At 62.5% G+C, this 16,854-nt stretch carries 18 protein-coding genes; 12 read left to right on the top strand and 6 right to left on the bottom strand.

Annotated elements, in window-relative coordinates:
• Positions 1 to 116: 116 nt before the first annotated feature.
• From ACVINW_RS15945 to ACVINW_RS15935, 3 genes are all read left to right on the top strand, one after another.
• Positions 117 to 695: a TetR/AcrR family transcriptional regulator gene (locus ACVINW_RS15945; RefSeq protein WP_066511484.1), complete on the top strand. Its 579-nt coding sequence runs from the start codon at positions 117 to 119 to the stop codon at positions 693 to 695.
• Positions 696 to 757: 62 nt separating this feature from the next.
• Complete coding sequence (locus ACVINW_RS15940; protein WP_456752182.1) at positions 758 to 1,582, top strand: VOC family protein; 825 nt, start codon at positions 758 to 760, stop codon at positions 1,580 to 1,582.
• A 26-nt stretch (positions 1,583 to 1,608) separates the two neighbouring features.
• Positions 1,609 to 2,457 carry a VOC family protein gene (locus ACVINW_RS15935; RefSeq protein ID WP_456752181.1) on the top strand — a complete coding sequence of 283 codons (849 nt, stop codon included), beginning with the start codon at positions 1,609 to 1,611 and terminating at the stop codon, positions 2,455 to 2,457.
• Between the two features lie 606 nt (positions 2,458 to 3,063).
• Here ACVINW_RS15935 and ACVINW_RS15930 read toward each other — a convergent pair.
• The gene (locus tag ACVINW_RS15930) at positions 3,064 to 3,333 is read right to left on the bottom strand and encodes a hypothetical protein (protein ID WP_456752180.1); all 270 of its coding nucleotides are present in this window, start codon (positions 3,331 to 3,333) and stop codon (positions 3,064 to 3,066) included.
• A 123-nt stretch (positions 3,334 to 3,456) separates the two neighbouring features.
• Between ACVINW_RS15930 and ACVINW_RS15925 the strand changes: the two genes are divergently transcribed.
• The 5 genes from ACVINW_RS15925 to ACVINW_RS15905 all read left to right on the top strand — a co-directional run bounded on the left by ACVINW_RS15925 (position 3,457) and on the right by ACVINW_RS15905 (position 6,615).
• A complete protein-coding gene (locus ACVINW_RS15925) occupies positions 3,457 to 3,972 on the top strand; it encodes an inorganic diphosphatase (protein WP_456752179.1) in 516 nt (171 codons plus the stop codon).
• 287 nt (positions 3,973 to 4,259) lie between these two features.
• On the top strand, positions 4,260 to 4,589 hold the full coding sequence (locus ACVINW_RS15920) for a hypothetical protein (protein ID WP_456752178.1): 330 nt from the start codon (positions 4,260 to 4,262) through the stop codon (positions 4,587 to 4,589).
• Between the two features lie 92 nt (positions 4,590 to 4,681).
• Entirely contained in the window at positions 4,682 to 5,587 is a 906-nt protein-coding gene (locus tag ACVINW_RS15915) for a DUF6328 family protein (RefSeq protein WP_456752177.1), read from the top strand.
• A complete protein-coding gene (locus ACVINW_RS15910; protein WP_456752176.1) occupies positions 5,574 to 6,176 on the top strand; it encodes a cysteine hydrolase family protein in 603 nt (200 codons plus the stop codon). The genes ACVINW_RS15915 and ACVINW_RS15910 overlap by 14 nt, the downstream gene beginning before the upstream one ends.
• Before the next feature lie 82 nt (positions 6,177 to 6,258).
• Positions 6,259 to 6,615, top strand: a complete 357-nt coding sequence (locus ACVINW_RS15905; protein WP_456752175.1) for a PRC-barrel domain-containing protein — start codon at positions 6,259 to 6,261, stop codon at positions 6,613 to 6,615.
• A gap of 83 nt (positions 6,616 to 6,698) precedes the next feature.
• Here the strand turns inward: ACVINW_RS15905 and ACVINW_RS15900 are convergent, their stop codons facing one another.
• Positions 6,699 to 9,227, bottom strand: a complete 2,529-nt coding sequence (locus ACVINW_RS15900) for an excinuclease ABC subunit A (protein WP_456752174.1) — start codon at positions 9,225 to 9,227, stop codon at positions 6,699 to 6,701.
• Positions 9,228 to 9,732: 505 nt separating this feature from the next.
• On the opposite strand from ACVINW_RS15900, the gene ACVINW_RS15895 reads away from it, so the two are divergent.
• Together ACVINW_RS15895 and ACVINW_RS15890 are read left to right on the top strand one after the other, a co-directional pair.
• Positions 9,733 to 9,984: a hypothetical protein gene (locus ACVINW_RS15895; RefSeq protein ID WP_456752173.1), complete on the top strand. Its 252-nt coding sequence runs from the start codon at positions 9,733 to 9,735 to the stop codon at positions 9,982 to 9,984.
• A 257-nt stretch (positions 9,985 to 10,241) separates the two neighbouring features.
• Positions 10,242 to 10,418 carry a hypothetical protein gene (locus ACVINW_RS15890; RefSeq protein WP_456752172.1) on the top strand — a complete coding sequence of 59 codons (177 nt, stop codon included), beginning with the start codon at positions 10,242 to 10,244 and terminating at the stop codon, positions 10,416 to 10,418.
• Positions 10,419 to 10,421: 3 nt separating this feature from the next.
• Here the strand turns inward: ACVINW_RS15890 and ACVINW_RS15885 are convergent, their stop codons facing one another.
• Positions 10,422 to 11,054 carry a TetR family transcriptional regulator gene (locus ACVINW_RS15885; protein WP_456752171.1) on the bottom strand — a complete coding sequence of 211 codons (633 nt, stop codon included), beginning with the start codon at positions 11,052 to 11,054 and terminating at the stop codon, positions 10,422 to 10,424.
• A gap of 104 nt (positions 11,055 to 11,158) precedes the next feature.
• Here ACVINW_RS15885 and ACVINW_RS15880 point away from each other — a divergent pair, with 104 nt between their 5' ends.
• Positions 11,159 to 11,824 (top strand): O-methyltransferase, encoded by a 666-nt coding sequence (locus ACVINW_RS15880; RefSeq protein WP_456752170.1) that lies wholly within the window; start codon positions 11,159 to 11,161, stop codon positions 11,822 to 11,824.
• A gap of 24 nt (positions 11,825 to 11,848) precedes the next feature.
• On the opposite strand, the gene ACVINW_RS15875 is transcribed toward ACVINW_RS15880, so the two are convergent.
• The 3 genes from ACVINW_RS15875 to ACVINW_RS15865 all read right to left on the bottom strand — a co-directional run bounded on the left by ACVINW_RS15875 (position 11,849) and on the right by ACVINW_RS15865 (position 15,034).
• Entirely contained in the window at positions 11,849 to 13,189 is a 1,341-nt protein-coding gene (locus ACVINW_RS15875; protein WP_456752169.1) for a TRAFs-binding domain-containing protein, read from the bottom strand.
• A 12-nt stretch (positions 13,190 to 13,201) separates the two neighbouring features.
• A complete protein-coding gene (locus ACVINW_RS15870; protein ID WP_456752168.1) occupies positions 13,202 to 13,786 on the bottom strand; it encodes a hypothetical protein in 585 nt (194 codons plus the stop codon).
• A gap of 108 nt (positions 13,787 to 13,894) precedes the next feature.
• Complete coding sequence (locus ACVINW_RS15865) at positions 13,895 to 15,034, bottom strand: patatin-like phospholipase family protein (RefSeq protein WP_456752167.1); 1,140 nt, start codon at positions 15,032 to 15,034, stop codon at positions 13,895 to 13,897.
• A gap of 385 nt (positions 15,035 to 15,419) precedes the next feature.
• Here ACVINW_RS15865 and ACVINW_RS15860 point away from each other — a divergent pair, with 385 nt between their 5' ends.
• Entirely contained in the window at positions 15,420 to 16,850 is a 1,431-nt protein-coding gene (locus ACVINW_RS15860; protein WP_456752166.1) for a toll/interleukin-1 receptor domain-containing protein, read from the top strand.
• The last annotated feature ends 4 nt before the right edge of the window (positions 16,851 to 16,854 follow it).

The raw sequence follows: 16,854 nt of genomic DNA, 5'->3' as shown, positions 1-16,854 counted from the left end.
CCCGCGGGCCTGCAACCCGACAGAAGCTGAGATCGCGCCGGGACAGCACGGCTGAGCCGAAATACGCGCCGCGACGAACCCAGGCGGAGCGCAGCGAAACCACGCGCAAGCAACTGATGGACGCCGCGGTCAAGCTCATTCGCCGCAATGGCTATGTCGGGCTGCGGACGATCGAGGTCGCTGACCTCGCTGGCGTTTCGCGCGGCGCCTTGATGCATCATTTCCCCAGCAAGCACGAGCTCGTCGTGGCCGTGCTGGCCTATGTCAACGAGATCACCTTCACCCAAAGTATGCGCCGCGCGCAGTCGGCGCGGCACGACGGCGGCGATCCGATCGACAGCATCATCAAAGACGCAGAGGACTTTTTCTTCGGCGACTATTTCTTCATCGAGCTCGCCATCGCGATGAGCGATGACAGCACCCGGCAGATCAAGCGCGAGACCCGGCAATTCGCCCGGCAGACGCGCTTTTCGATCGAGGCGACCTGGCTCGACACGCTGATTTCGTCCGGAATTCCGGAACAGCTCGCCAAGGACGTGCTCGCTTTGACGCTGAGCGTGGTCCGCGGCTTCTCGGTCAGAATGCTGATCGAGAACGATCCCGAGCACTTCTCACGCCTGCTCGGTGTCTGGCGCCAGATCGTGCGGCAGCACATCGAGAATTCGATGCCCAAGCAGTCGAGAAAGCGGACATGACGGGTCAAAGTTCATCCGAGAGGGCGCCACAACGCTCCCTGATCGGGCTCTGCTACGCCAGATTGGCCGTCCGCGAGCCGCAACCCGCAGCGGCGTTCGCGACCGATATTCTGGGCTTGCAACCAGTACCCGACAAACAGGCTCTACTCTTCCGATCGGACGATCGCTATCACACGCTGTCACTAATATCGGCAACGAACTCGTCCTCAATCGGCATCGAGGTTTCCGACGAAGCGGTGCTCGAACGCGTCGAGCACGCGCTACGGAGCGACGGCTTCACCGCACGTCGCGGAAGCGCCGACGAGTGCAAGCAGCGGTTCGTCCGAGATGCATTGATTGTGCAAGATGCCAGCGGCAACGAGATCGACCTGGTGCTGCGGCCCGCGCAAAGCGGACGCCGCTATTTCCCTAGCCGCGACGCCGGCATCACCGGGCTGGAAGGCGTCGGGCTACGCAGCGTCAGGCCGACGGACGACCAGAAATTCTGGACTTCGATCCTTGGTGCCCGGATCAGCGACTGGGCCGGCGACGTCGCCTATCTCGGGATCGACCGGAAGCATCACCGCATTGCGCTCTATCCATCAGACCGGCCCGGCATCCTCTATATCAGCTATGGCGTCGAGAGCCTGGATTCGATCATGCAGGGCCATTATTTCGTGCAGGAGCGCCAGATCAAGATCCTGCATGGCCCCGGACGCGAGCCCGCGTCCGGACAAATCTTCCTCAGGTTCGAGGGGCCTGAAGGATACGTCTTTTCCTACACGCATGGGATCAAAGACATCGAACCCGATCATCATCCCCGGCAATTCTCGGCTCATCCCTCCTCGCTGTGCGACTGGGGCAGCCAGTGCCAGGGCATTCCGGAACTGCGGCCGGCCGGCGACTGACAAGCCAAAGAGAATGGAGACGCCACATGATTGAACTGCGCGATCTCGCCTATGTACGGCTCGGCGCCTCAAACCTCGAGGACGCGCGGAGCTTTGCCACCAGAAGCCTCGGCCTGCAGGTCGGCGAGCAGGCAAAGCAGGCGCTCTATCTGCGCTCCGACGATCGGGCGCACACGCTCTGCTATTTCGAGGGTGATCCGCAGGACCAGACCGTCGCCTTTGAAGTTGACGATGCGGACAAGCTCAGCGTCGCCGGCGCAACGCTCGACACGCTCGGCCATGCCGTCCATGCCGGCACACCGGGCGAATGCGCGCTCCGCAAGGTCAAGGCCTTCATCGCGTTCAAAGATCCGACCGGCAACCAGATCGAGTTCGTCGTGCGGCCCGAGCGCAGTGGCAGACGATATTTTGCGACCCGCGACGCCGGGATCACCGGCTTCAGCCATGTGGGCCTGTTCACGACCGACCCCGTGCGCGACGAACAGTTCTGGACTCAGGTCTGCAACGCCCGCGTCAGCGATCGCATCGGGGACATTGCCCTCATGCGAGTCAACGCGATCCATCACACCGTGGCGCTGGCCCCCGGCCGCGGGCCCGGCGTGCATCACATCAACCACCAGGTCGAGAGCAACGACGACGTGCTACGCTCGTACTATCATTTGTCGGGCCAGCGCGTCCCAATCGTCTTCGGTCCGGGCCGTCACCCAACATCCGGCGCGCGGTTTCTCTATTTTCAGGGTCCCGACGGCATGGTGTTCGAATATTCGGTCGGCGTTGACGAAATCGAGGATGAGGAAACCCATCGGCCCCGACAGTTCGGCTTCGAGCCATCAAGCCTTTGCATGTGGGGCGCGAAATCAGGACGTCCCCGTTAGCTCGTTCAAGATCCCGGCGATCGACTTTCTTCTTCCTCGGTTCGAAACATACAGCACTGGTGAGAACGCCGACCACGGGACGTTTCTGAAACCGCGGTACTAAAATCAGCGTCGCGCGATGAGCGCTTTCGGCGTCGGTCCCGCACCGAGCGGCAATCGAGTCGTCCCAAGGTCGTCATTGGGAATTAGCTCTCTCCATCGGCATCGTGAAGGACCACGGATCGGGCACGCATGACTCGAGCCTGAACTCAACCTCGCGGTAGGCCTCTCCGATTTCGGGTCAGTGCCGGGTTGATTCCGATCAGGCGATTGTGGGGTCTGGAAGGGCCACAACCGTGCCCGCGGCGAGAACCTCCTGCTTATTTTTGTCGGCGAGTACCGCGCGTCATCCTGCTGGTATTTGTGCTGGTACCGGCAGCAATCGAAGAGAAAAGTGCGTTCAAATTCAAATGGTTATGGCTCTAGGCAATTATCGGCCAAGGGCACCACGCTTCGCCCTTGCGGGCTTCGCCTGGCGCAGCCATGCCCAGACCGCAAGGGCGAAGCGTGTCCGGCGAAGCTTGAGCGAAGCGAGAGCGAAGACGGGCTGGCGCTCCTAACCACCCCTCACTGGTTCAGGATCGGCGGAATGTCTTTTGCGTCGCGCCGCCCCGGCAGCGAGCTGAGATAGGCGTGGATGTCGGCGATGCCCCTGTTCAACAGCACGTCGACGGAGAACGACGGCATGGCGTTCGGCGCCTCGCGCAGGACGGCGATGAGGGACGCCACAGGCAGCGGGATCGCGCCGGCGTCAAAGTTATGTTCGCCACTTCCAAGGAAGCCTTCCTTGCCGCCATCGTCCTCGTCGCAAGGTTGGTGACGGCGGCGAAATCGCATGCAGGAACGATAGATTGGCCCCGCCGTTTGGTTTGACCAACCGCAGCAGGACGATCAAGCGGCTATGGAGAAAGAGGCGCCCGCGGGCGGCCCGCAGGCGCATATGCTCGTAGGCGACCAATTATGACGAATCTCGCCAAGCTCCCGACCTGGGCGGACGATAAGCACGTCTTCGCCGTCATCGAGACTCCCCGCGGGAGCACATGCAAGCTCGAGTTCGACCCCAAGCTGGGGACCTTCACTTTGGCAAAGCCCCTGATGACAGGACTCAGCTATCCGTACGACTGGGGCTTCATCCCGTCCACCAAGGCGGAGGACGGCGACCCTCTCGACGTGCTGGTCATTCACGACGCCAAGACATATCCCGGCGTTGTTCTCAAATGCAGGCCGGTCGGGGTGCTGGAGATCGAGCAGAAGAGCAAGGGTAAAAAGGAGCGCAACGATCGCGTCTTTGCCGTGCCGGACCGCTCCCCACTCGAAACAGATCTAAGGGATATCCGCCATCTTCCCTCGCGCGCCTGCGAGGAGCTCGAAGCGTTCTTCCGCGCCACCAACGCTCTTGAGAGCAAGGATCTGACTTTTTTGGGCTGGCGTGGGCCAAGCCATGCGGCCAAGGCGATCAAGCGCGTTTCAAAGTAGGTCGTCCGAGCTGTATAGCAAATCGCACACATCGGACGTGGAGCAGTCCGTTGGTCATCCAAAAGAAACGGCCCCAGCAACGAGCAATCGCTGGGGCCGTTCTTATTCCCATGCTCACGCCGAACCGCCGGTTGCCGATAATAGGCGGCCCTTCTGGGCCGTAAATTTGATCTTGATGAAATAGCCCTGCCCAGTGTCCGGATGATTCGCGGAATACGCGGTTCGAGAAATAACACGTGTGAATCTCATCTAAATAAATTGCCGATTCTTCCCGGCGCCCAGCTTTCATGGACGCTTCGTCCATTTTAGTTCCACGCCTGCAAAAATTTTTTACTCGTCAGAAATTATCCTATGTTGCTGAAAAACAGCAAGATCATTGGTCTGTTCCTCACCGCAGTGGAACGAGGAAGGCCGTGGGAAAGAAGCGCAACCGGGTTAAGCAAACGACCTCGCTCACGTTCAGGCTAGGTCAGCTGGCAGAAGCGGCGCGAGCTCGAGCCTCGATCTTACCGCCGGGGGCGGAGCGCGAGCGCATGCTGCGGAAGGCGCGCGAAGCGGAGAGCGCTATCGCGATCGAGAAACTGGTCACAAGTCCGGGGACCGAATTACCCACCTAAAGACCGCCCCGATTGCCCTTTGCGCGCGTCCAGGACAGCACCCCAATTGATATTGGAACCGGCAGGGGCCGAAAAAGGTTCATCGCGTTGCGATGACGAAAGAACTCGACGCCAAGCTCAAGACTGCCCTCGACGAGTCCCGCCTCCTTATCCTTGGCGCACAGGTTCTGTTCGGCTTCGCCTTTCAAGGTGCATTTCAGGAGCTTTTCCAGGACGCGTCGCCAGCCGGCCATACGCTTCAATGCGCGGCGCTGGTGCTGCTGTGCGGCAGCATTTGTCTCCTGATTGCGCCCTCCATGTATCACCGCATCGCCTGTAGTGGCCAAAGCCGGCACCGAGCATTGCACGTCACGACAAGCCTTACCGGCTGGAGCCTCCTGCCACTGACGCTTGGCCTTGGCGCATCCGTCTTCGTTGTTTTCGATTTTCTCGTGGGGCCGGGACTTGGCGCAGCCATGGGAGCGGGGCTGGCCGTAATCGGGCTCGGCTTGCTCTTTGGCCTCGGGATGGTTTTGCGGCACAAGGCCAAGCCGCTGCCCCCGGAGAGCGGCACGCCGCTCAAAACCAAGATCGAACAGCTCCTGACCGAAGCCCGCGTCATCATTCCAGGCGGACAGGCGCTGCTCGGCTTTCAGTTCGTGGCGGCGCTGACAAGGTCCTTCCAGGCCTTGCCCGGCTGGATGCAGACCGTCCATGCGGCGGGGCTTCTGGCCGTGGCGTTTTCGGTTCTTCTCCTGATGACCCCTGCATCGCTGCATCGCCTCGCCTATCATGGCGAGGATGATCCGCAATTCTTCCGGATCGGCTCCGCGCTCGTGATTGCGGCCGTGCTTCCCCTTGCGCTCGGGATCGCCGCCGACATCACGGTCGTGCTTTACATCGTCAGCGAGAACGCAGGTCGTGCCATCGCGATCGGCACGTCCGCGTTCGTTGCCCTCCTGACGGCATGGTACGGTTTTCCGCTCTGGCATCGGGGAGCCGGTCATGGGGCGGCTTAAAGCCCCACCCGGCGATCGCGCCGTGCATCTCTGCATCGACATGCAGCGTCTGTTTGCCGCGGACGGCCCATGGCCCACGCCATGGATGCCGCGCGTTGTACCAGTCATCCGGGAGCTCGTGGCCCGCGCACCCGAACGCACCATCTTCACGCGCTTTATTCCGCCGATTGAGCCCAGGGATGCAGCTGGCATGTGGCGCGCCTATTATGAGAAATGGCCGAAGGTGACGCGCAGCACAATGGATCTCAATCTGTTGCGCGTGGTGCCCGAGCTTGAGGGCTTCGCGCCGCCCGCACATTGCATCGACAAGCCGGTCTATTCGGCGTTCGCAACCGGGGCGCTGCAGACCTACTTGCAGGAGAAGCACGTCGATACGCTGCTCGTGACCGGCTCCGAGACGGACGTCTGCGTGCTCGCATCGGTGCTCGATGCCGTCGACGTCGGCTACCGCGTCATCGTGGTGAAAGACGGCCTGTGCTCCTCGTCCGATGCGGCGCATGAGGCCTCTCTTCACCTCTACGCCCAGCGCTTCGATGTCCAGATCGAGCTGGCGGAAGCCGGCGAGGTGCTGGATGCGTGGCGGCCATAATCTGCCGCAGCGCTTTCAATATTAGGAACGGGCTTATCGAGCCCGCGTTTGACGTTCTGACCATGCACCCCAGGAGAGAGCTATGGCAGAACGAGAGACAGGGAATCTGATCGCCAGCGACAAGGTCGAAGGCACCGCCGTCTATGGAGCCGACCAGCAGAAGATCGGCAGCGTCGAGCGCGTCATGATCGACAAGGTGTCGGGCAAGGTCGCCTATGCGGTTCTGAGCTATGGCGGCTTCCTCGGCATCGGCGATGATCACTATCCGACGCCGTGGTCAAGCCTGACCTATGACACCAATCTCGGCGGATACCGGACCAACATCACCAAGGACCAGTTGGACAAAGCACCGCGTTACACCAACGACAATGACTGGAGCTGGACTCGCGACAACGACCGGCGCGTCTACGACTACTATCGAGCCTCGCCCTACTGGTGAGCCGAGACCACTGCGCTTACGAGAGCCCGGTGCTGAACGCGCCGGGCCGGAAGCGCGGCGTGTCAAATCCGGTCCTGGCCTGCTCAATTCATAGCTTTTAGAAGATATCCGGCGGTTCGGCTGCCGACCGCGCGCGCAACCTGTCCCGGCGTACCCGACGCAACGATGCGGCCCCCCTCCTCGCCCGCTCCCGGTCCGACGTCGACGATGAAGTCGCTGCTTGCTGCGACCGACATGTCATGCTCAATGACAATCACGGTATTTCCGGCCTCGACCAATCCGTCGAGCTGCTTCAGCAGCTTTGCCACGTCGGCCGGATGAAGACCGGTCGTCGGCTCATCGAGCACATAGAGTGTCCCGCCTCGCTGCGCGCGCTGCAGTTCCGTGGCGAGCTTGACGCGTTGCGCTTCGCCGCCCGACAACTCCGTGGCGGGCTGTCCGAGCCGGATATAACCGAGACCGACCTCGCGCAGTACGCCGAGCGATCGGCGCAGGGACTCATCATCTGCAAAGAACTCGAACGCTGCGTCGACGTTCATGGCAAGCACGTCGGCGATTGAATTGTCCCGGATCTTGATCTCGAGCGTCTTGGCATTATAGCGAGCACCCTTGCATGTTGGACACGGCGCATAGACGCTCGGCAGAAACAGGAGCTCGACGCAGACATAGCCTTCGCCCTGGCAGGTCTCGCACCGGCCCTTCGCGACATTGAACGAAAATCGACCGGCGTCGTATTTCCGGGCTCGCGCCTGCTTGGTCGCCGCAAACAATCGCCGCACATGATCGAGCAGGCCGGTGTACGTCGCGAGGTTCGACCGTGGAGTTCGCCCGATCGGTTTCTGATCGACCACTACCAGTCGCTTCACCTGGTCCAGTCCCTCGGTGATCTTGCCACCGAGCGTTTCGATCGCGGCTTCCAGAACGTCATCGTCCGCATCAGGCTCCCGGCGGTGTCCCAACTCGTCGCCAACGGCTTCGACCAGGAACTGGCTGACCAGACTCGACTTGCCCGAACCCGAGATCCCCGTGACACAGGTAAAAACGCCCAATGGTAAATCGACGTCCAGTCGGTGCAGATTGTTGCGGGTCACACCGCGCAGCCTCAGCCATCCTTGCGCCGCACGGCTGCTCCGGGAAGCTTCCGCTCCCTCACCGAACAGATAGCGTCGTGTCTGGGATTCCCGGACATCAACCAATCCCGGCAGCGGCCCACTGTAAAGAATCCTGCCGCCATTCTCTCCCGCCGCGGGCCCTACATCGACGATCCAGTCTGCCTGACGCACCACATCGAATTCGTGCTCGACGACGAACAGCGAGTTGCCCGCAGACTTCAGGCGCGCCAACGCGCGTAGAAGCGCCTCCGTGTCCGCTGGATGCAGCCCTGCGGACGGCTCATCCAACACATAGACCACTCCGAACAGGTTGGATCGGACCTGCGTCGCCAGGCGAAGTCGCTGCAACTCGCCCGGCGACAAGGTCGGCGTGCTCCGCTCGAGCGTCAGGTAACCGAGACCAAGGTCGAGCAGAACTTCCAAACGGCCGCGCAGGTCGTCGGCGATGCGTTTCAAGACCAACGCCTTTTCCGGATGATCCCCGGCATCGGGCTTCGCTTTTGCCGGCGACGCTTTCAACAGCTCGTCCAGGCGTTTCAAGGGCAGCCGCGACAATGTGGAGATATCCAAGCCGGCGAACTTGACCGATAAAGCCTCCGGCTTGAGCCGCTTGCCTTTGCAGACCGGACAGTCCGAACCCGACAGGAATTGCGCCACCCGGCGCTTCATCATCGCGCTCTGGGTCGTCGCATAGGTCTGCAGTACATACTTGCGAGCGCCCGTGAAGGTCCCCTGGTAGCTGGGCTCTTCCTTGCGCTTGAGCGCCCGCCGCGTTTCCGCTGGAGTATATCCTGCATAGACCGGCACCGTCGGCTGCTCATCGGTAAAAAGGATCCAGTCGCGATCCTTCTTCGGCAGTTCGCGCCACGGCTTGTCGACGTCGTAGCCAAGGGTCACCAGGATGTCCCTGAGGTTCTGCCCTTGCCAGGCTGTCGGCCAGGCGGCGATCGCGCGCTCGCGGATGGTCAGCTTATCGTCGGGCACCATGGACCGCTCGCTGACATCATGGATGCGCCCGATGCCATGACAGCGAGGGCAAGCACCTTCCGGCGTGTTCGGCGAAAACGACTCCGCGTATAGCAACGGCTGCCCGGGCGGATAGTCACCCGCTCGGGAATAAAGCATCCGCAGCAGGCTCGAGAGTGTCGTGACACTCCCCACCGAGGACCGCGTCGTTGGCGATCCCCGCTGCTGTTGCAGCGCGACAGCCGGTGGAAGGCCTTCGACCTCATCGACCTCCGGCACGGCCATTTGATGAAACAGCCGCCTTGCGTAAGGCGAGACCGACTCCAGATACCGGCGCTGCGCCTCGGCGTACAGCGTCCCAAAGGCAAGCGACGACTTTCCGGAGCCGGAGACCCCGGTAAACACGACCAGGGAATCTCTCGGAATGTCGACGTCGACATTCTTCAGATTATGTTCGCGGGCGCCGCGGACCCTCACAAATTCGAATCCAGAGCGGGCAGCCGTCCGGAAAGCGCTGTCGGCCTTTTTGTCCATAGACTCCAACCCACGGGAAGCTCGAACGATCCAGCTCCGATTTGGACGCTGGGTCCTCGCGAATCTTTTTTGGTCGGTTCGGCGTCGCGTGATCAAGGCTTTTGGCGTCGGTTTCGCTCGGCCGCAACAGGGCTGCCGCCCATCGCAGGCCGCGCCTGACGTTTTCGGCAATATCTCGGCCGCCAGACAAGTATGACCGTCATATTTTGGCCATAGGCGGTTTCTTAAAGGCCTGGGCGGGCCACGTTCCCGCCTCTGTTTTGCGTCGCTCGACCCGGTGCGGTCGCTTCGCAACCCAATCGCAGGTCATCGCTGCGCTCCTCCTCCCACTGTCAGGATGGTCTGCCAACAACAAGAGGACTTTGTAATGCGTAAAACTCTTGCGGCTGTCGCCGTGCTCCTGGCCTTTGCTTCATCTGCTGCCGAAGCTCGCGGTCGTCACCATCATCATCGTCATTATGCGCACGCACACGCGGGTCGCCCGGCGGCCTGGTGCGGCTGGTTCATGCGCACGCAGGTCGGCAGCGATCCGGGTCCGCAATACAATCTGGCGCGCTCCTGGGCGCGCTACGGCACCAATGCCGGCGGCCCCTCGGTCGGCGCGATCGTCGTCTGGCGTCACCACGTCGGCAAGATCGTGGGTCATGAGAACGGCCAGTGGATCGTCACCAGCGGCAACGACGGACACGCCGTGCGCACGCGGCCGCGCTCGCTCGCCGGCGCCATCGCGTTCCGCAACGCCTACGCTTCGTTCTAAGGGCATGATCCGGAAAAGTGCGAAGCGGTCTTCCGAAAGATCATGCTCAAGTAACATCCCGAAGCGCGATGACGACCTCATCGCGCTCTGGCGGAACTTTGCTTCTGCGCTGACATTCGAGCGTGCGATGCCGAGCGGTATACGAACCGTTCATCATCGCCGCCTACGCTGCGGCGGGGTTTCGCCCTGAAGCCCTCAGACGGGCGCCGTCACCTGTGTTGACCAGGTGGCGGCGCTTTTTCAAGGAATGCATCGGCTTGCCCCAGAAACCGAAGAAAGTCGCGGCTGCTTCCAGGAAAGCTCCTTACGAGACTGCGCCTCACAAGAGTGCCTATTGGTCGGCCGCCTATGTCAGTTTCTGCAACGGCATGACCGTGTTCGCAGTGACCAGCGGCGTTCTCGGATTTCTTCTGGTGGCCAAGCTCTATCTGTGAGCGTCAGCGCTTTCCGATGCTCTTCAGATAGGCGCAGAACATGTCGGCCATGGCATCGGCATAGCTCTCGATCTCGGCCCGGCTTCGCGGGCTCTCCGAAAAATCCTTGCCGACCGTGCTCAACGTCGTCGTGATCAGATCGCCCGCCATTGCGCGGGCTGCGGCGGATGCCTTCGGCAAGGCCTCGCGCATGAAGACCTCGACGGTGCGCGCGCTCGACGCCCGCGCCTCGCGGGCCTCCGGCGCGTCGCGATAAAGCGGCGCGGCATCGCTCAGCGCGCCGCGCACTGCGGCTTCCTCGCATTCGGAATGGAAGAACGCGTGCACCAGCGCGCGCAGCCGCTGCAATGGCGGCCGCCCGCCATCTTCGAGAATCTCCCGCAGCAGGCCGGTGGTCTGCCGCCACTCGTCGCTCTGCAATCGGAACAGGATCGACGCCTTGTTCGGAAAATACTGGTACAGCGAGCCGACGCTGACGCCGGCCTTCTCGGCCACCCGCGCCGTGGTGAAACGCTGCGCGCCCTCCTTCGTCAAAACCTGAACAGCCGCCTCGAGAATCGCCGCGACGAGCTCGGTCGATCGCGCCTGTTGCGGCTGTTTTCGCGAGGAAACTGAAGAGCTTCGCCGTTCGGTCATGGACGTCTTATGGGCAATTCGGGGAATGCGATTAGCGAATGCGAATAATTATTCGTATTTCTAACGAGGCGCAAGGACGCGCCGCTTTTGCACCGGAGACCCACATGACGACCCTCACCTCACCCCAGCTCGCAGGCCTGCTCGACCGCCTGTTCGCGCAAGCCTCCGCAGCGGTGGAAGAAACCCGGCGCGCGGTGGCCGACCTTTCCGACGCGGACCAGGCGCGCCTGATGCGCAGCAAGACCGACTACCGCGCGCTCTACGGCCGCCTCAACAATGTGCCGCTCGCGGCCTCGCGCGAGACCGGTGCGCTGCTCTACATGCTGGCGCGTGGCGCGCGGGCGCGCAACATCGTCGAGTTCGGCACCTCGTTCGGCATCTCGACACTGCACCTCGCCGCTGCGCTGCGCGACAATGGCGGCGGCCGCCTGATCACCAGCGAGTTCGAACCGGCCAAGGTCAAGCGCGCCCGCGACAACCTCATCGCGGGCGGGCTCGACGATCTGGTCGAGATCCGCGAGGGCGACGCGCTCACGACGCTGCGCAGCGATCTGCCCGATGCGATCGACCTCGTGCTGCTCGACGGCGCCAAGGGGCTCTATCCCGATATCCTCGATCTGGTGCAGGGGCGGCTGAAGGCCGGCGCCTTCGTGGTCGCCGACAATGCCGACGACAGTCCCGACTATCTGGCGCGGGTGCGCGCGCTGAAGGGCGGCTACATCTCGGTGCCGTTCGCCGAGGACGTCGAGCTGTCGATGCGGCTTGGTTGAGGTCGAAATCGAAGAAGCGCGCGATCAGGCCGCCTTGACCTTGTCGATGGTCGCGGACAGTCGCGCGCGCTTTGCTGGGTCGGTGACGTATTGGAGACTGGCTTCGAGGTCGCGAAGGACACTGCTCACCTTCCATTTCACTTGCCCCTCGGCAACCACCTGCATTGCCAGCCTCTCGGCCTTGTCGGGATCACCGAGGTCAAAGGCCGCGGCAAGCTGCGTCGGGCGCAGCCATTCGTCGGCAAGCTGCAATCGTCTGGCCCGCTCGCAGGCGGCAATCGCGACCCGCACGGTGGCCTGCGCAAGATCTTCGTCGCCCGGGTTCCCCCGGGCGCGATAGAGACGGGGCAAGTTGCTGGAGCAGTAATAGGCGTTGAGATCGAGCTCCATACCCTGCTGATAACAATCGATCGCCTTCTCGAGCTCCTCCTTGCGGCGAGGAGAGTCGGCTGGTGCGGCTCTGGCGAGGCGCTTGTGGCGGCCGCCCATCAAGCCGAGCCGTTCCGGCGTCGGCCCCGCGAAATCTATCAATGTCTGGATCTCGGCAATCGCCTGGATGTCGTCGCCGGCCTGGGCCGCGGCAAATGCTCGATTCTCCTGCACTTCGGGTTCGTTGGCGAAGCGCTCGGGAAGATCCTTGGTGTAGTTGAGCACGACATTCCAGTCGGCGGTGGTATCGACGCAATCGCGCAGCAGCAGCAACAGGGCGAGCGCCTTCGCATAGGTCGCGGGTGGATTGCCCTCGGCGGCAATCAAGGCCTGGGCCCGCTTCATGCGCTCCTCCGCGGGCGCAGCGCGGACCGCGCGTATCTTGGTCTGGAATGCAGCTTGCTCGGCGAGCTGGCTTCGCATCGTCGTCGCCTTGCGCGGGTCGACCTTGTCCGGATAGCCCGGGATCGACTGGTGCATCGGCGAAATCCCGGCCGCAAGGGCCCTGATGGGCTCCTTGATCGCGGCCTGCATCGCGGCAGCGGTTGCCTCGGTGATCTCTCCCTCGGGCAGCGGGTAGCGCACCGTTCGCATCTGGACGACATCGAACAATTGCTTGGACCAGTCGGCGGCGAGCAGGACACACCCCGTCTTTTGCGATGCGTGGCGAATGCCGACCTCGTAATACACGTTGCCGTTCGGGATCGTCATGTCGGCCAGCACGAGATCGGCGAAGTAGATTCTTTCCAGCATCTCGCTGACGATCAACGCGCTGGTGTCCTGATCGGCCCGCACCGGCTCATAGCCGAGCGCCTTGATGGCCGGAACGTAAGCACGATCCCACAGCGCGTTGAAATCAATCTCGGCCGGACCGAACTTGGGGTCGGCTTGGGTCGGCTTGCGGCCATAAGGCATGATCATGAAACACGACGGCATGTTGCAATTCCCTCAGTCCCATAATTTTCTCGTGTCGAGCCAGTAGATCCACGTCGTCTTGCGGCCGGCCTCTTCCATCAGGTGCTTCGCGCCGCCCGGACCATCGCCGCCCTCGCCGTTCCACAGGCAGATGAAGGCCATTTTCTCGCCGCCAAAGCGCGCGGCGCGCTGCAGCATCCATTGATTGTCGCGCTCGTAGGCGTTCTCGCCGGCCGGCAACGGCCCGAGCTCGTCGGGCATGACGTGGAGCGTCGCCTGCGATTTGGCGGCGAAATACCGCGCGCGCCAATCGCCTCCGGCGAAATCCACCGAGCCGGCGAGGAAGGTCGGCTCGTCAAACGGAATGTAGATTTCAAGCCGCATGCGCTGCGCGAGCGCGGCTTCCGCAAACAACAGGTCGCCGCCGCAAGCGCCGCCGCAGATTGCAAGATCGCCTTCGCGGACCCCGATCCGCTCCAGCGCGGCGGCAATCGCAGCGGCGGCCTTGGGCGCCTCGTCGGGTGGAAAGCGTGGCGTTTTTCGATCCGGCGCATCGATCATGTGACCGCTGAAGAGAACCACCGTGTTCGGTGACTTGGCGTCTTGCTCGGTAGCCATCGCGACACCTCGACTCATGACTGGATCATTGCGTCCAGGTGCCGAACTTAACTGAAGGCGAAATCCTTGTCGAAGCCGGGATCGGCGTGTCCGCCGCGCCGCGCGGCATCACGCGAGATCAAAGGCCGGCGGGAAATGGTCCGCGCTGACCTGCTTCTCCGCGGCCTTCCCGCCGATCCCGGCGAGTTCGTCCATGTTCTTCGGATCGTCCATCGCCGCGATCTTCGCCAGCGCGTCCGGCGTCCGCTCGATGCCGAGCGTCTGCTTCAGCCAGGCAGTCTCCAGCAGCACGTTGTAGCGCGCATAGGTCGCGAGCTGCGGCCCGCTCTGGCTGTCCGCAATCATGTCGGTCACCGCGCGATCGATCGACCACGGCGTACGGCAATCGGTCAGCCATTGCAGCATGCCGTGATTGTGCCGGCTGCAATCGTCCATCAGCGACTGCAGCGAGCGCACGCCCTGCTCTGCCGCCGGCATGCGGACGATCTGCTCGGTCGAATAGGTGGAGCGGAATTGGCCCGTACCGGCCGAGATCAACAGCAGCCTGTCCTTGCCGGTATGCCAGCGAAAGCCGTGGCCATGGAGCGCCGCAAGCATCAGAAGTTGCAGTGCCGGATCGTTGAACGGGCTGACGCCGCCGTCGACGAAGGCGCCATTGACCGTGTGACCGTCGCGCGCCGAGATCGTGATCTCCTCGGGTTTGAAATAGGTCGGCGCCGCGGTCGAGGCACGAACGACTTGCGTCAGCCGCAATGCGCCGTCCTGCTTCGCAAAAGCCGCGTCCGGATTGTTATGCAGCGGCCAGGGACTGCCGGTGTCGAGCCGCTTGGTCATGATCATCAGGCCGGTGCGGACCCGATCGCCGCCGAGCACGGTATCGGCGCCGAGCTGCGTATCGAGCGCGCGCTGCAAGGCGTCGGAGTCGAATTTCGGCGCCAGCAACCCCCGCCGCCAGAATGATTCCTGGAAGATATCGGTGCCGATCCCGCGATAGAGCGTCTTCAAGGCGTCCACGGTCATGCCGCAGGCAAGTCCGGCCGCGATAATCGATCCCGTCGAGGTGCCGCCGATCAGATCGAAATAGTCGCACAGCAACAGGTCGTTGTTGTTGTGCCGCTTGCGCAACAGTGCCTCCATCGCGGCCAGATATTCGAGCGTCAGAATGCCGCGAATGCCGCCGCCGTCGAGCGCCAGGATTCGCTTCGGTCCGGCATCGCGATCGAGATGCTGCTGCTTGGTCTTCGGCATGGTTGCCCCCGCAGAACAATGAGATTTGCTGATTTCGAAACGACCGACCGGTCGCGGCCGAAGGCCCAATTGGATGCGCTTCCGAGCGCAAACGGCACCAGGTCATGACATGAGCGATGCACCAGATCGATACACCGACTTGTTGACGATTTTATCCATTCGACGCCGGAGCACGGCGATTTTCCCGCGCGCGGCTCCCCGCGACAAACATCATGCACCCCATACACGCTAAGGTATAGTGAGCTAGTTCACTGGCAGGAGGCATTTCTTTTTCTCAGCCAGCGACCGCCAATTCCAGCAGCGGGCTATCATTCGATCCGTAGCGAGACGCGCAACGAGACCCGGCCCGGCCGTCGCAGCAATTTGATGCAGATCGGATTTTGCCATGCCAGACGATTTCTCGGTGTTCATCAGCCATCGCGCCGAAGACAGATTCCTCGCCCGTCTGTTGAAGGCGCGGCTCGAATATCTCAGCAGCCTGGACGGCCAGCGTCCGATGGAATGCTTCGTCTGCGAGGAAATCCCGGGCGGCTCGGAATGGCGGCAATGGATGATCGACAACACGGCGAAGGCCGATTGCCTGATCTTCATCCACACCAACGCCGAGCACAATTGGACCTGGTGTGCGTCCGAGATTTCGCAGTTCGATGGCTACAAGCGCGCGCTGAAGCTCACCTCGAAGGTCCTGTGGTTCTCGGTCGACGCATCGCCGTCGTTCCCGATGCTGGCGGAAAACGAGTTCTACGGCATCGGCGAGGAAGACGTCCGGCGGTTTCTCGAAGATTTGTTCGTGAAGCCGACCTTCGGCGTCGCACCGCTCAGGCCGCGGCTGAATGCCAACCACGCCCGCGACTTCAACGAGGCGGCGAAGGATCTGCACGCGCAGTTCATGCAGATCACCCGGCCCGAAGAGCTGTTCCGCCTGCGGCTGCGCATCGTGTTCAGCGACGAGCTGTCGTTCCGGCAGAAGGCCGAGACGCTGAGGACATTGCCGCCGGCGGACCGCGCGCGCGGCTTCCTGAAGGATGCGAAACTCGAGGCCGACGCTGCCACCACCACGCTGCTGTCCGGTCCCGATACGGCCGATCTCGACTGGGAGGATCTGCTCAGCGCGCAAAACCGCTACGACAGCGGCGCCTGGCTCGACGAGCTGACGAGCTATGTCGCGAACTCGTTCGCCGACGTGGATATTGCCAGCCGGCGAGGCCGCGAGCAGGTCCTGAGCCCGATCTTCCGCGACCTGAAGCTGTATCAACCGGTGATCGCACGGCTCGAATATCTCGACAGCACGCCGTTCTCGGTCGTCATCATCTTCGTGCCGATGCCGCCATTCAGCGAGGATCCGAGGCTGATGGTTGCGCAGAACATGCCGAAGGACATCGTCTTCCTCTCGATCCTGCTGCGGCTGGCGCGGCGCTTCCGATGGTCGTTCCTCGAGCCGCTGTACAACGCCGTCGAGGACCTCGACGAGGACGTCACCGCCAAGCGATGGGACGACCTGCTCGCGCGCTACCACGAATGCCTGGAGAACCTGGATTCGATCCTGCGGCAGGGCAACATGCGCGAACTGGAAACCGTCGGCGACATCAAATCGGCGATCAACATCTCCGACGATGCTCTCTTGAAGGAGATGTTCAAGGATTGGGGGACGTTTCAGACCCGGCTGGCGCAGGCCATCGAGAAGAGGTCGCCCGGCGATGTCAGGCAGACGCTGGAGCCTTGGCTGAAGCGCAACAAGGATTTCATGAAGCAGCTGCTGGTCGAAACCCAGAGCAAGGTCGAGAAGCTGCGGCCGCCGGAGGCGCGCGCGGGATAGAGGA

It is taken from the genome of Bradyrhizobium sp. USDA 4461 (assembly GCF_054055655.1).
Note: the sequence above shows the minus strand (reverse complement) of the source record. Positions and strands in the feature narration are given on the sequence as shown.

What these genes read in the sequence shown, in the direction of transcription:
- ACVINW_RS15945 (WP_066511484.1), top strand. Translation starts at nt 117, where the DNA reads ATGGACGCCGCGGTCAAGCTCATTCGCCGCAATGGCTATGTCGGGCTG.
- ACVINW_RS15935 (WP_456752181.1), top strand. Translation starts at nt 1,609, where the DNA reads ATGATTGAACTGCGCGATCTCGCCTATGTACGGCTCGGCGCCTCAAAC.
- ACVINW_RS15930 (WP_456752180.1), bottom strand. Translation starts at nt 3,333, where the DNA reads ATGCGATTTCGCCGCCGTCACCAACCTTGCGACGAGGACGATGGCGGC.
- ACVINW_RS15925 (WP_456752179.1), top strand. Translation starts at nt 3,457, where the DNA reads ATGACGAATCTCGCCAAGCTCCCGACCTGGGCGGACGATAAGCACGTC.
- ACVINW_RS15920 (WP_456752178.1), top strand. Translation starts at nt 4,260, where the DNA reads ATGGACGCTTCGTCCATTTTAGTTCCACGCCTGCAAAAATTTTTTACT.
- ACVINW_RS15915 (WP_456752177.1), top strand. Translation starts at nt 4,682, where the DNA reads ATGACGAAAGAACTCGACGCCAAGCTCAAGACTGCCCTCGACGAGTCC.
- ACVINW_RS15910 (WP_456752176.1), top strand. Translation starts at nt 5,574, where the DNA reads ATGGGGCGGCTTAAAGCCCCACCCGGCGATCGCGCCGTGCATCTCTGC.
- ACVINW_RS15905 (WP_456752175.1), top strand. Translation starts at nt 6,259, where the DNA reads ATGGCAGAACGAGAGACAGGGAATCTGATCGCCAGCGACAAGGTCGAA.
- ACVINW_RS15900 (WP_456752174.1), bottom strand. Translation starts at nt 9,227, where the DNA reads ATGGACAAAAAGGCCGACAGCGCTTTCCGGACGGCTGCCCGCTCTGGA.
- ACVINW_RS15895 (WP_456752173.1), top strand. Translation starts at nt 9,733, where the DNA reads ATGCGCACGCAGGTCGGCAGCGATCCGGGTCCGCAATACAATCTGGCG.
- ACVINW_RS15885 (WP_456752171.1), bottom strand. Translation starts at nt 11,054, where the DNA reads ATGACCGAACGGCGAAGCTCTTCAGTTTCCTCGCGAAAACAGCCGCAA.
- ACVINW_RS15880 (WP_456752170.1), top strand. Translation starts at nt 11,159, where the DNA reads ATGACGACCCTCACCTCACCCCAGCTCGCAGGCCTGCTCGACCGCCTG.
- ACVINW_RS15875 (WP_456752169.1), bottom strand. Translation starts at nt 13,189, where the DNA reads ATGCCGTCGTGTTTCATGATCATGCCTTATGGCCGCAAGCCGACCCAA.
- ACVINW_RS15870 (WP_456752168.1), bottom strand. Translation starts at nt 13,786, where the DNA reads ATGGCTACCGAGCAAGACGCCAAGTCACCGAACACGGTGGTTCTCTTC.
- ACVINW_RS15865 (WP_456752167.1), bottom strand. Translation starts at nt 15,034, where the DNA reads ATGCCGAAGACCAAGCAGCAGCATCTCGATCGCGATGCCGGACCGAAG.
- ACVINW_RS15860 (WP_456752166.1), top strand. Translation starts at nt 15,420, where the DNA reads ATGCCAGACGATTTCTCGGTGTTCATCAGCCATCGCGCCGAAGACAGA.